Genomic DNA, 11,955 nt, shown 5'->3' with positions numbered 1-11,955 from the left:
GTCAGATCACCTGCAACGGATTTTCAATATTTTCCGGATTCTTCTTTGTTTAACCATACCGACTCCAAGCGTACAATGCCATTTTTCATCGACGAGAGTCCTTCAAGATTTTTGCTGGCAATCACATGGCTGCGCATGCCGCCACGGTACAAAAAAGGGACATCGTCGTTGATCAGCCGGGCGATCTTACAGAGAATTTCGTTTCGCCGGTCTGGATCGGTTTCCAAGCGCTGGGCAACCAGCAATTTGTCCATCTCGGGATTTTTATACCGGGAGAAATTGGCCCGGCTTTTCGAATGGAGCGATAAAAACAGCGCCGGTCCCTGATCCGGGCGGGATGAAATCCGCCATGTGGATACCTGGTATTGTCCGCTGAGTACTTTTTTGATTACCGGGCCGAAATCGAACCCTGCCGGATTCGCCGTCACCCCCACATCCTTGAAAAGCCGCTGGGTGATCTCCCCCGTGTCCCGGCCCCGTTTCGAACTGCTGTGCAGCACCTCGAGTTCGACCGGCTGGCCGTATCCCGCCAATAGCTTGCGGGCCCTGTCCGGGTTGTATGCGCGATACCCGTCGCTGCTGCATGCGCACTGGCTCCCGAAGGGATGGTGAACTACCGGAATACTGCCTTTGTAAACCATTTCAACCTGGCGTTCCTGGTTGTGTGCATGGGCCAGTGCCCGGCGCACATTGACGTCATCAAGTGGCGGGACCGATGTATTGAGGATAAAGATTTCAGCGCCGTTGTCTTCACTGGTGTAAACCCTGAGCGAGTTGTCCGCTTTCGCCTTGTTGATGAGGTTGCCCCGGTCCATCCAGATGATATCCACCTGGCCGGACTGCAGGCTGGCGTAGCGGGTCTGGGAATCGGTCATGGGTTTGAAAACGATTTCGTCGAGAAAGGGAACGTCTTTTTCCCAGTAGTCGGGATTTTTTACAACCGTGAACGCGTCTCCTGATTTCCACTCTTTGAGCCTGAACGGGCCGGTGCCTACCGGGGCGCGGTTCTGATTGCCCGATTCAACGGATTTGCTCGATGGAATGAGTTGGACCAATCCCCGCGTGCTGCCGATCACCCGTTTAAAAGGAAGCCAGGGATGTTTCAAATTATACTGGATCGTGTATTCGTCCAACTTTGTCACACTGACGATGGGTCCCATCGCGGCCCGCCCACGGAATTTGTTTTCCGGGTTTAAAAGACGGTTCCAGTGATGTACGACCGCATCGGCATTAAATACCGTGCCATCATGAAACTTGACGTTCTTACGCAGGTTGATAGTCCATGTCTTTCCATCTTCGCTTTGCGCTGCGCTCAGGCCGAGCACAGGAATCAGGTGTTCTTCGTTGTCCATGCGGAACAAGGGCTCCATAATGGTGTTGGCGGCGATTGAACCGTTGATGGCCAGGCGAGAGCTTGATTGGAGAACCTCGAACCCGGCAAAGTCATTTTCGGTACCGAACCGCAGGGTCCCGCCCTTCCTGGGACCGGCAGCCAAGGAGATGCTGGCGCATAATACACCTATCAAGAAAAGCATCCAAACGGACATGGTGTGCAGCTGAATCTTCTTTTTCATTGCTCCCCCTTTGGTTGGTATGGATACGCCTGCTTTATCGGGAAACCGTTGCCTGAACGAAAAGGAACATGTCGGACACGTTTCTGCGTTTGCAATAGGCTTGCTGGTAATCCCTGCTGGCGAGATTTCTCACGACCTGAAAACCGCGTTTTTCCATGAACGCGAAGATTTGATCCGGTTCTATGCCAAACAGGAGTTCTTCTCCGATGCGCTTCAATCCTTCGCGCAGCGCCCTGGCTTCCGGTAAGCGTGTTGTCCCGTCAGCGACCGCGGGTGGAAAGTAATCGAAAACGATGACGCTTCCGGATGGGGCGTGACGGTTGATGAAATCAAGCGTCCGATCGACGGCAAATGCGGAGATGTAATAGGTAATCCCCTCCCAGATAAACAGGGTTTTCAATCGGTCCTTGTAGCCGCAGGAAAACAATTTTTCGGAAAGTTCTTCCTTGGCGAAATCGATGGGAATGTGCCGGATGGATGATGCATTCCAATCCAGGTGATTTTGAATGATCGCCAGTTTTCTCTTTTGGGTGGTCGGGTGATCGAGTTCAAAAACCGTCGCCCTTTCTCTGATGGCTCTGAATCGAAATGCCCGGGTATCGTATCCGGAACCGAGAATGACGAGTTGTTGAATGCCATCTTGGAGCGCTTCTTCAAGACAGTCGTCGATGAACCGCGTGCGGGCAAGGATGGAATTGCAGACGCCCGGGAAATGGGTTTCCCAATCCGCAATGGTGATCTCGATTTGATCGGTTCTGTCTGCTGAAGAGAGGATGCGGTCCGGCATGAAATAAACGGCATACGGATCGTAGCAGATCCGTTCGCTTTCATGTCGCATCGCCTCATGGGCCCTGAGAAGCGCATTATTTTCCGCAGTGATACTGGATTGATCGCCCCTCATGTCGAACCTCCAATACACACTTTAAGAAAACGACCGTTACATTACATCTGTTGTTTTAATCCTAAAAAAATATCCCTTCTTCATTCAGCCGGCTACTCTTTGAATTCTTCATATAATCCGCGGTTTACTTTTCTCAGAAATTCGGCCAGAGAATAGCCCATTTCTTCTGCCAGGATAGAATCTTCCGTTATCGGTGTTTTAAACCAACCGTTGCTGATGAGATAGGATAAGCCGTGGATCATGATCCACCTTGCTGCGCGGATCTTGTGTTTAGACTCAATCGGCAACGCCTTGAATCGATCATCCGATGCCAGTTCCTCTCCCAGTTTGACCCAATGCTGCCTGGCAAACTGCCTTTGAAAGGGAGTATGTTTTTCATCGTTGATGCAGCGAAACAGATGCTTTTCCTGACTTGCGAAAAGTACATATCCCAGAGCCTGGTCAAGCCACTTGTCACCCGTCCGCTCCTGACTCAGGAAATCGACAAAGTGGGCCAGTATTTTTTTGACAACCTCCGCTTCGATGTTTTCCATCGAATTGAAATAATCGTAGATGGGGCGCGTCGATGAATTGAGTTCATTGGCAATTGTGCGAGCCGAGAAGCCCTCCCAGCCCTGTTTGCGAACCACTTGAAATGCGGCTTCAATGACATCTTCGGGACTGAAGCGTTGTTTGGGAGGCATATTCTTTCGGCCCTTCGCAACATTTTGGATTTATGAATGATTGAAAGACAACATTCGTTACATAACGTATGTTGCTATGAATTGCAAGACCCTATTTTGATCAAACGGCGAGCCTTGTCCATTCCTTTATGTCGGGTATTGCCGGAATTCTCAGAAATGGCGCGTAGCGGTACAAAGCTGAACTGACCCCGGAAACCATGTTTGTTTCTCCCCTTTATTTGGTGAAAGGTACGTTCCCATCGAACGCAAACGGAATCTTTTGCGTGCCCGTCGGGGTGTTCGTGAGCATGTTCCCGGTAAGCCGGCAGGGCGCGGAAGATCCCGAAAGAAGCGTTCTGGCGCTGCGGCCCAGCTCCAGAAAGTTCAGGTTCAGGTCCAGGTCCATCAGCGAACGGCCATTGGCGCCCAGGGCGGTGTTCATGTTGGCTTTGCCCTCCGCCAGCTTCACATCGCCCAACCGGGCAGCGTACTCCAGACCGTCCATTTTCATGGCAAAGGCATTGGGGTTTTTCATTCCCAGGGTCAGCTTCAGTTTTGCGCCGGTGAGAGAAAAGCTGTCGATTTTGATATTGTCCACGGTGATGTCCGGCAGCTTGGGGACATCCAGTTTGCCGGATGAGCTGTAGGGTATGCGAAACGGTCCCACGGCCGCGGACCCGCTGAGGCGGTAATCCAACTGGTCGGTGCCCGCCATTTGTGCCAGGGAATTGAAAAAGTCCAGGTAGTTGATGGTGACCGGGATTTCCAAAGGAGAGGTGCCGGATGCCGCCAGGTCGATCCCATGGGAGAGCTGGCTGCTGACCAGGCGTTTGCCGTTGATGTCCAGATCGTAGAGGATGTCGCCCAGATGCACGCCTACCGGATTGGGGTTGGACACGTTGAACCGGAAGAGAAAGGTTCCATCCAGCAGGGACATGTCCCGGGTCCCCAGACTGTCGAAGGTAATCTCGGGTTTCTGGATCAATTGCCCGATGGTGGCGCAGCCGCCGAGCGTGAGAAGCAGAAACGCACCAATGATGATGGCCGTCCGTTTTGGGTTCATCGTCCCCTCCTTGATTAAAAGTGGCCGGTGACGCTTTGCTGAAGCATGATGCCGGCCAGTTCCTTCAGAAACTTGGCCGCCACGGCGGCCGTCATTTCATTCACATCCCGATCCGGATTGTATTCGACGATATCGGCACCCACGATGGGGCACTGGATCGATTGGATCAGCTTGAGAACATCGCGCGTCGCCATGCCGCCGGGTTCGTGGTGGGACACGCCCGGTGCATAGGCCGGGTCGAGCACATCCATGTCCAGTGAGATATAAAGCGGGCCTTTCAACTCGATGGGCATGTCCTGCCGGAAGTCTTTCATCTCGATACAGGTCACCCTGTATTTTTCCACTTGCCTGCGCTGCAAGTCGTTCATTCCGCGGACGCCCACCTGGACCAAACGGTCGACCCGACCCGTTTCCAGGATGCGGGCAAAGGGGCAGGCATGGGAAAAGCAGCTGCCCGCAAAGGTTTCGTAAAGATCCGGGTGGGCATCGAAGTGTAAAATGGACAGCCCTTCGTGGACAGTAGCCAAGGCATCCACTATCGGAAAGGTGACGGCGTGGTCGCCGCCCAGGGCCAGGACGCGCGCCTTGGACGATGCGAGTTTTGCGATGGCCGCCTGAATGGCGGCAATGGCATCCTCGCCTTCGGGAAGGGTCAGGTCCCCAAGATCGCAAAATCCCGGATGGCCCTCGAGGTCGATTCCGTTTTCGGCGAAAAGATTGGACGCGCCGTTGTGCAGCACCCGTCGGATGGCTGCCGGGGCCTTGGCCGGCCCGCGCATAAAGCTGGAGTACTCGTCGAAAGGAACGCCGATCAGCGCCACGGTATCCGGGGCCATATCCGCGATGCCGGTCCGTTTATCAGAAGAATTCATTTTTTTCTCATCCTTTTCTCAATCGCGGGCCGGCACATCCATTACCGTTGCCGGGTGGCCGGCGGCATCCAGGAATTTGCGCAGATTGTTCAGGGAGATCACCAACGTGGCCGTGTTGACCAGCGGATGGCACTGCAGGGCATCGGCGTCCCAGATGGCCTGATCCACTACCACGGACACGTTGCCGGCCGTGTCGTTCATCACGCCCAGAATGGTTACCGCCCCGGGCTCCAGCTTCAGGTGCTTTTCCAGGCGGTCAGCCGAGGCAAAGCGCAGCCGTTTTACCTCCAGCGCTTCTCCCAGGGATTTCAAATCCACGGATTTTTCGTCGGGTACGGTCACGAGAAAATGTTTTTTGCCCTTGTTGTCGCAGATGAACAGGTTCTTGGTCTTGCAGCCGGGCAGGGCAGGGACCAGACGGTTGACATCTTCGCAGGTGTAAACCGGGGGATGATCGTGGCGTTCGTAAGCGATGTCGTTGGATTCGAGAAATTCGTAAATCGTCATCATGGTTTTCCTTTGGTTGCGGTTGGTGACGTGTCGGACCAGTTGAGCACGGTCACCCGGTCTTTCATTGCCTTTTTCACTTTGCGGGCGGTCCGCGGCGACGGGTTGACGAGGAATCGGTGCCGGCATTGGGACAGCAGCGGGATGTCATAGGCGCTGTCGGTGTAGCCGAAATCCCATCCGCCGTTCAGGATACCTTTTTTCCGGGCGAGGCGGATCTTGCCGTCCCGCATGCAGTAGTGCCGGTAAACGAGTCCTCCCAGGAAAGGGGCGACCTGAGACCCGAAGACTTCCACCGGAGGGATGGGCTTGTTTTTGAGCACGGCTGCCACCAGCTGCCGGGGAGATCCGGAAACGATCAGCACGCGGTGCCCCAACCGGTGGTGGGCGGTCAGGGCATCCAGACCCTCGTTGTAAAAGCGGCCGTTTATCGGCTCCTGCCAGAAGCTGGGGGCGAATGCGCGAAACAGATCCGGACCGGTTTTACCATGCAGGGGAAAAGTGGCACACCACAGAATCACACTCATGGCCACGGACCGGCTTTTGGGATTCAACAAAAACGGCAGCAGCACGGGCATGAGCAGGCCAAAGGCGATCCGCCGGATCTTACTGCGTTTGATAAACGCGTTGAGGAACTGATAGGCCACATCGGTATCGATGAGGGTTTCATCGAAATCGAAAACGGCCACAGGCCGATTATGGGCAGTATCGCCATCCATCGATAAAAAGATACCTGGAAAATGTTGCTGTCCTGCTTGCGGGCCGTCCTAATACAGCTTTCCTGAAAGCGGGCGTCGGATTGCGGACCGTCAATTAAGATCAGTTCCAACAAAACGCCCACCTTATCTCCAAACGGGTCGAGGATTCAATCTTTTTATCTGGATGACTGCAATCTCAAGAAGCGATATCCGTGGTCAGCGGCAAAAGCGCATGCCGATCATTTTGTAGATCAGCTTAGCCGTGGCAAAAGGAGAGTTGGAATCGTGGTCCCGATGGGCCAGTTCGACCACGTCGAAGCCGATGACCGTCTTATTGTGGAAAACGGCTGCAAGCAGGTCCATGCATTCGTCCCACAGCATGCCCCCCGGCTCCGGGGTGCCGGTGCTGGCGATGACGCTCCAGTCAAAGACGTCCACGTCAACTGTGATGAACAGATGCTGCGGCAGGCGCTGCAGGGCGGCGTCGAGATCGAATCCGTTTTTGCGGAAGCGGTGCATGGTGCACAGGGACAGGTTCCGATCCTTTGCAAGACGGGCTTCTTCGGCCGAAAGGCTGCGAATGCCGATTTGCAGGGTGTGCGGTGTGATTTCGCGGATGCGGGCCATGACGCAGGCATGACTCATGGGGCTGCCCTCGTAGGTGTCGCGAAGGTCTGCATGGGCGTCGAGCTGCAGGACCCCGAATTCCTCGTGGTGGTCGGCCAAAGCCTGGACATAACCGCTGGTGATGGAGTGGTCGCCGCCGATTACGGCAACGAATTTTCCCCTGTCGAGCAGCTCCCCGGTCATTTTCGCCAATGTTTCGCACATGGCTTCCGGTTCGGCGGGGATTTCCGGTTGCTCCAGAGTGGCGATGCCAACCCGGCAGGGCTCGTCATCCAGCACCTCGTCGTAAAGCTCGAGATATTGCGAGGCATTTAACACCGCATCCGGAGCCGCTGCGGCACCCTTACCATAGGAAACGCCTCCCTCGTAGCCGAAAGGCACGATCACCACCCGGGCGGTTTCCAGATCGCACAGTTCTTCCGGGAGCCCCAGATAGGGCTTCGCATGGGGAGTCATCGGGCGGACTCCAGTTTGGCTGCCATGTCCTTCATCCGGGAGCAAAGATCGGTGGTGTCCCGCGGTGCGCAGCGGTCGGTAATGTAGGCGGCCAGCAGGGGAAAAATGATGCTGTACTCGCCCCACACCTGGACCAGGTTGGCCTCGTCAGCCTGCTGATATTTGCCCCAGGTGACCGCCTCGCCGAAGGTGCAACTGGAGAGGCTGCCTTCCCGCTCCACGGCCGTGCCGATCTGAATCCCCCGATCGGCGCCCTCGAAATCGATGCCCAGGATCTGACTGATGGTGGGGCCGGTCTGCTGGATGAAGTTCTTCGGGCCGCCGCCGCCCAGTTCCACGAAACCGGTCTGCTCGGCGCTGAAGGCGATGGCCGCCGAGTGCAGAATATCCTGCTGGGCGGACAACTGGATGGGAAAGCCCTCATGGTCCGTGCGGACCAGGTTCATGGCAATGGAGTGGTTGGCGAGCGAGTCCCAGAAAATGGGTACGCCGCAGCGGGCGGCCGCCACGGTGAAACTCAGTTCGGGGTGGGGCGCGGTATCGGCGACCCATCGACCCAATTCGTAATTGAACTGCCATGAGCTGATGGGGTCGGGGTGCAGCCGTTCGTATCGCTCCCTGACGAATCGGCGGATGAGGCTATCCTGGGCCTCCAGGGTTTCCTTCTCGCGGATGCCGATATCGTAAATGCGGGTGTCGCCATGGCGGCGCAGGCGGTCGTCGTCCCAATCGGGATGAATGGATTTGACCGGCAGGCCAAAGGCAAAATGCAGGTCGTGATACACCTGGGCGCCGGTGGAACAGATCACATTGACGAAGCCGGCTTCGATCAAAGAGATCACCATACCGCCCATGCCGCCGGCGATTCCAGCCCCGGCGATGCCCAGCCAGATCGTATCCTCCTGGTCGACCATGCGTTGGAACAGCTCGGCCGCCCGCCGCACATTACGCGCTTCGAAGCAGGTGCGGCCCATCAGGCCCACCAGGTCGGGAATGCTCATCCCTTTGCCGATTTTCCGGGGCACGATATCCGGTGCATGCCTGAACAGCGAGTCCTTGCTCATTTTAAATCCTTTTATACCAGCAGCATGACGGCCAGGGCCACGACAGTCGTCCACAGGCCGTCCTTGTGGCCGTGGGCGGCCTTGGCGATGCTGCGACTGACAAATTGGCGGTCCTTGCCGGCGATATACAACTGCTTGCGCTCGTCCCAGGCCTTGTCCGGATCCAGTTCGAAGCCCAGTGTGGAGGCCAGCATGGTGGCGGCGAGGTCTTCGGCGAAGTCGCCGGACTGGCGGCTCGTCTGGCCGTAGCCATGATGCTCGGAGATGTATCCATACTGCTGCTTGTTCATCGGACGGGCCAGTCCCACCGCCGCATGAACCAGTCTGGACGGTTCGTTGGTTTCCTGCCGGGCCATGACCACGAAGGTGATCTGGCCGGGCACCAGGTTTTTCAACCCTTCGGTTTTAGGGATGATCTTGCATTGGGGCGGGTAGATGCTGGAGATGGTAACCAGGTTGCAAATCTCGACCCCTGCATCGCGAAGGGCCAGTTCGAAACTTTGCAACTTGTTCCGATGGTAGCCGACGCCCCGGGTAAAAAACATGCGCTTTGGAACGATTTTTTCCATCGACATATCCTTTAAAAAAGTGAGGTGGCGACAATATTTGCTGCTATTATACTAAACTTGCGGCGATTACCAATTTAAAATTGATGGTTGATAAAATTCATGTTGACCTGATTTCGAAACTGGAGTAGTTATCAAAAATCGAACACCGCTCGACAATCGATTTGAATTCAAATTTGCCGATCAGGAGGAAACATGGGAAAGATGCTTTCCGGTAAAACTGCCGTGGTAACGGGGGCCGGCAAACGGTCCGGCATCGGGTATGCCGTGGCCTGCAAGCTTGCGGCCGAAGGAGCCAACATTGTCATTGCCGACCTTGGCCCGGATTCGGATCCGGAACTGGCCGTAAAAACCGGTACGGAAAACGAAATGGCCGACATCGTCGCCGAGATCGTCAGGGACCACTGTGTGGATGCCATGGCGGTCAATCTGGATGTCACCAACTCGGACAGCATCGCCCGGATGGTTGACGCCGTTGCCAAACGGTTCGAAAAAATTCAGATCCTGGTCAACAACGCCGGCGCTTCCTTCGGGGTTCCCAATGCCGTGCACACCTACGACGAGACTGCCTGGATGAAAACCATCGATGTCAACCTGCATGGCGTCTTCCGGGTGAGTCGGGCGTTGCTGCCGATGATGATCCTTGAAGGCGGAACCATTATCAACACGGCTTCCCGGGCCGGCAAGACGCCCCCTTTGTTCAATGGGGCCTACGCTGTCGCCAAGGCCGGGGTGATCATGCTGACCAAGGTCATGGCCTCGGAACTGGCCGGCAACGGGGTGCGCGTCAACGCCATCTGCCCGGGCCAGATCGCCACGGATCTGGAGAAGTGGCGCTTCGGACTGGAAGCGCAATTTTTCGATTCCACCATCGAAGAGCGCGAGGCAGAAATGTGCAAGACCATCCCCCTGGGCCGCATCGGCCGGCCGGATGAAGTGGGGGACCTGGTGGTGTTTCTGGCCTCTGACCGATCTTCGTATATGACCGGCCAGGCGATAAATATTACCGGTGGACAACTCATGGAACTATAGGTGTTCATCCAGAAACGGGCCAATTTGCCCGATATCGGCGTTGTGCTCAAAATTTGATCCTCGGAATATCAACTATATGCCTGTGGTCAAATTTTTCGCACGCCTTGATCTCGACCAAATTTGCCCATTTCTGAACGAACACCGATTATCAAATACCAAATACCGAATACTACAATGCATTATGAGGAGATAGGATCATGACGACCGTTACCGGTGGACAGCTTGTGGCAGAGGCCCTGGTCGAAAAAGAGGTGGAAACCATATTTACGTTGAGCGGAGGTCACATCACCCCCATCTATCAGTTTCTGGAAGATACCGACATTACCCTGTTCGACACCCGTCACGAACAGGCCGCCTTATTCATGGCAGAAGCCTGGGGCAAGATGACCCGCAAACCGGCCGTGGCCATGGTGACTGCCGGTCCCGGTTTCACCAACGCTCTGACCGGCGTGGCCAGCGCCTTTTTCTCCAATACGCCCATGGTTTTGATTGCCGGCTGCGTGGGATTGGAGCATAAGGAAAAACTGGATCTCCAGGACATGTTCCAGGATCCGGTCATCGCCCCCATGGTGAAAAAGACGCTGGTCTGCCAGAAAACCGAGCGGGTCTTGGAATTCGTGGACATGGCCTTCCGGATCGCCGGCAGCGGACGCCCCGGTCCGGTGTACCTCGAATTTCCGGTGGATGTGCTCAACACGGTCATCGAAAGAGAGGCCGCCAAGAGAATCGAAACCGTAATCGAATCCAAGCCGGTGGACCTGGCCGGCGCCGAGAAGATGCTGGAGATGATCAACGCGGCGGAAAAGCCCGTGGTGATTGCCGGCACCGGCGTCTGGCAGGCCGGGGCGGAAGCGGAGCTGACCGCCTTTGCCGAACAGACCGGACTGCCGATTTTTACCACATTGTCCGGACGTGGCACCATTCCAGACACGCACCCCCAGTGCTTCGAAGGGGCGCTGGCCATCCGGCCCGGCGGGGCGTTTGCCGCCTACCTGGAAACCGATCTGGTGGTGGTGCTCGGCACGCGCATTTCCTTGTATTACATGTTCGGTGACGTGTTCAACCCGGCGGCGAAGATGGTGCAGGTGGACATCCTGCCCGAAGAGATCGGGCGCAACCGCCACATCGACCTGCCCATCGTCAGCGACCTCAAGGCCTTTCTGGGCGTCTGCAACACGATGATCGCCGACAAGGGCCTTGCAGGCAGCCTCGGCAAGCGGTTTGCCGGCTGGATCGAAACCCTGCGCAAGGCCGATGCCGACGGCAAGGCACCCAGCCAGGCTCAATGGGAAAGCGACGCCACCCCGATCCACCCCCTGCGCCTGGCCCGCGAGGTGGACCGCTTCATGGACCGCGGCGACGACATCGTGGTGGCCGACGGTGGCGACACCACCACTTGGATGGGCATGACCCGTACGGTGAAAACGCCGGGCCGCTATCTGGACTACGGCATTTTCGGCAGCCTGGGTGTGGGCCTGCCATATGCTGTTGCCGCCAAATGGAGATATCCGGACCAGCGGGTGCTGCTGATCAACGGCGACGGCAGCATCGGATTCAACTTCATGGAGTTCGAGAACGCCATCCGCAAAGGGCTTGCCATCGTGGTGGTGATCTGCAACGACCTGGGCTGGGGCATGATTCGCCACAGCCAGGAGATCCGCATCGGGCATGCCATCGAGGCCGGCACCCTCATCGGACCGGTAGACTACCACAAGATGGTTGAAGCCATTGGCGGCAAAGGGTTTTTGGTGGAAAAGCCGGAAGATATCCAGCCGGCCCTGGAAGCCGCCTTCGCGTCGGGAAAAACCTGCTGCATCAACGTAATGACCGATCCGACGACGGTCAGCCCGGGGAGTATGGCGTTGGCCAATGTGGGGGCTTACAAAGCATAGCGTGTCCATTCAGAGGCGGCATCTTGAGGTCAATATCCGCG

Annotated in this window: 12 protein-coding genes; 2 read left to right on the top strand and 10 right to left on the bottom strand. The window is 56.3% G+C overall.

Going from position 1 to position 11,955, the window contains the following annotated elements:
• Positions 1 to 23: 23 nt before the first annotated feature.
• The 10 genes from GN111_RS10920 to GN111_RS10875 all read right to left on the bottom strand — a co-directional run bounded on the left by GN111_RS10920 (position 24) and on the right by GN111_RS10875 (position 8,993).
• A complete protein-coding gene (locus GN111_RS10920) occupies positions 24 to 1,574 on the bottom strand; it encodes an ABC transporter substrate-binding protein (protein WP_155303786.1) in 1,551 nt (516 codons plus the stop codon).
• Between the two features lie 34 nt (positions 1,575 to 1,608).
• On the bottom strand, positions 1,609 to 2,475 hold the full coding sequence (locus GN111_RS10915) for an SAM-dependent methyltransferase (RefSeq protein ID WP_155303785.1): 867 nt from the start codon (positions 2,473 to 2,475) through the stop codon (positions 1,609 to 1,611).
• A 92-nt stretch (positions 2,476 to 2,567) separates the two neighbouring features.
• Positions 2,568 to 3,158, bottom strand: a complete 591-nt coding sequence (locus GN111_RS10910) for a TetR/AcrR family transcriptional regulator (RefSeq protein WP_155303784.1) — start codon at positions 3,156 to 3,158, stop codon at positions 2,568 to 2,570.
• Between the two features lie 214 nt (positions 3,159 to 3,372).
• Positions 3,373 to 4,200 carry an LEA/WHy family protein gene (locus GN111_RS10905; protein ID WP_155303783.1) on the bottom strand — a complete coding sequence of 276 codons (828 nt, stop codon included), beginning with the start codon at positions 4,198 to 4,200 and terminating at the stop codon, positions 3,373 to 3,375.
• Positions 4,201 to 4,214: 14 nt separating this feature from the next.
• Positions 4,215 to 5,072 carry an agmatinase gene (speB, locus tag GN111_RS10900; protein ID WP_197740526.1) on the bottom strand — a complete coding sequence of 286 codons (858 nt, stop codon included), beginning with the start codon at positions 5,070 to 5,072 and terminating at the stop codon, positions 4,215 to 4,217.
• Between the two features lie 18 nt (positions 5,073 to 5,090).
• A complete protein-coding gene (locus GN111_RS10895) occupies positions 5,091 to 5,582 on the bottom strand; it encodes a prolyl-tRNA synthetase associated domain-containing protein (RefSeq protein ID WP_197740525.1) in 492 nt (163 codons plus the stop codon).
• Positions 5,579 to 6,298: a haloacid dehalogenase-like hydrolase gene (locus tag GN111_RS10890; RefSeq protein ID WP_155303782.1), complete on the bottom strand. Its 720-nt coding sequence runs from the start codon at positions 6,296 to 6,298 to the stop codon at positions 5,579 to 5,581. Before GN111_RS10890 ends, GN111_RS10895 begins: the two co-directional genes overlap by 4 nt.
• A 195-nt stretch (positions 6,299 to 6,493) precedes the next feature.
• Positions 6,494 to 7,360, bottom strand: a complete 867-nt coding sequence (gene speB / locus GN111_RS10885) for an agmatinase (RefSeq protein ID WP_155303781.1) — start codon at positions 7,358 to 7,360, stop codon at positions 6,494 to 6,496.
• Positions 7,357 to 8,424 (bottom strand): deoxyhypusine synthase family protein, encoded by a 1,068-nt coding sequence (locus tag GN111_RS10880; protein WP_155303780.1) that lies wholly within the window; start codon positions 8,422 to 8,424, stop codon positions 7,357 to 7,359. The genes speB (GN111_RS10885) and GN111_RS10880 overlap by 4 nt, the downstream gene beginning before the upstream one ends.
• 11 nt (positions 8,425 to 8,435) lie before the next feature.
• Positions 8,436 to 8,993, bottom strand: a complete 558-nt coding sequence (locus GN111_RS10875; protein ID WP_155303779.1) for a pyruvoyl-dependent arginine decarboxylase — start codon at positions 8,991 to 8,993, stop codon at positions 8,436 to 8,438.
• 192 nt (positions 8,994 to 9,185) lie between these two features.
• Here GN111_RS10875 and GN111_RS10870 point away from each other — a divergent pair, with 192 nt between their 5' ends.
• Together GN111_RS10870 and GN111_RS10865 are read left to right on the top strand one after the other, a co-directional pair.
• Positions 9,186 to 10,022, top strand: a complete 837-nt coding sequence (locus tag GN111_RS10870) for an SDR family NAD(P)-dependent oxidoreductase (RefSeq protein ID WP_155303778.1) — start codon at positions 9,186 to 9,188, stop codon at positions 10,020 to 10,022.
• 197 nt (positions 10,023 to 10,219) lie between these two features.
• Entirely contained in the window at positions 10,220 to 11,914 is a 1,695-nt protein-coding gene (locus tag GN111_RS10865; RefSeq protein ID WP_155303777.1) for a thiamine pyrophosphate-binding protein, read from the top strand.
• Positions 11,915 to 11,955 lie beyond the last annotated feature (41 nt).

It is taken from the genome of Desulfosarcina widdelii (assembly GCF_009688965.1).
Lineage (GTDB): Bacteria > Desulfobacterota > Desulfobacteria > Desulfobacterales > Desulfosarcinaceae > Desulfosarcina > Desulfosarcina widdelii.
The sequence above is the reverse complement of the archived record's forward strand: the minus strand, read 5'-3'. Positions and strand labels throughout refer to the sequence as shown.

Coding starts and splice junctions, on each gene's coding strand:
- GN111_RS10920 (WP_155303786.1), bottom strand. CDS start 1,574: ATGAAAAAGAAGATTCAGCTGCACACCATGTCCGTTTGGATGCTTTTC.
- GN111_RS10915 (WP_155303785.1), bottom strand. CDS start 2,475: ATGAGGGGCGATCAATCCAGTATCACTGCGGAAAATAATGCGCTTCTC.
- GN111_RS10910 (WP_155303784.1), bottom strand. CDS start 3,158: ATGCCTCCCAAACAACGCTTCAGTCCCGAAGATGTCATTGAAGCCGCA.
- GN111_RS10905 (WP_155303783.1), bottom strand. CDS start 4,200: ATGAACCCAAAACGGACGGCCATCATCATTGGTGCGTTTCTGCTTCTC.
- speB (WP_197740526.1), bottom strand. CDS start 5,072: ATGAATTCTTCTGATAAACGGACCGGCATCGCGGATATGGCCCCGGAT.
- GN111_RS10895 (WP_197740525.1), bottom strand. CDS start 5,582: ATGATGACGATTTACGAATTTCTCGAATCCAACGACATCGCTTACGAA.
- GN111_RS10890 (WP_155303782.1), bottom strand. CDS start 6,298: ATGGATGGCGATACTGCCCATAATCGGCCTGTGGCCGTTTTCGATTTC.
- speB (WP_155303781.1), bottom strand. CDS start 7,360: ATGACTCCCCATGCGAAGCCCTATCTGGGGCTCCCGGAAGAACTGTGC.
- GN111_RS10880 (WP_155303780.1), bottom strand. CDS start 8,424: ATGAGCAAGGACTCGCTGTTCAGGCATGCACCGGATATCGTGCCCCGG.
- GN111_RS10875 (WP_155303779.1), bottom strand. CDS start 8,993: ATGGAAAAAATCGTTCCAAAGCGCATGTTTTTTACCCGGGGCGTCGGC.
- GN111_RS10870 (WP_155303778.1), top strand. CDS start 9,186: ATGGGAAAGATGCTTTCCGGTAAAACTGCCGTGGTAACGGGGGCCGGC.
- GN111_RS10865 (WP_155303777.1), top strand. CDS start 10,220: ATGACGACCGTTACCGGTGGACAGCTTGTGGCAGAGGCCCTGGTCGAA.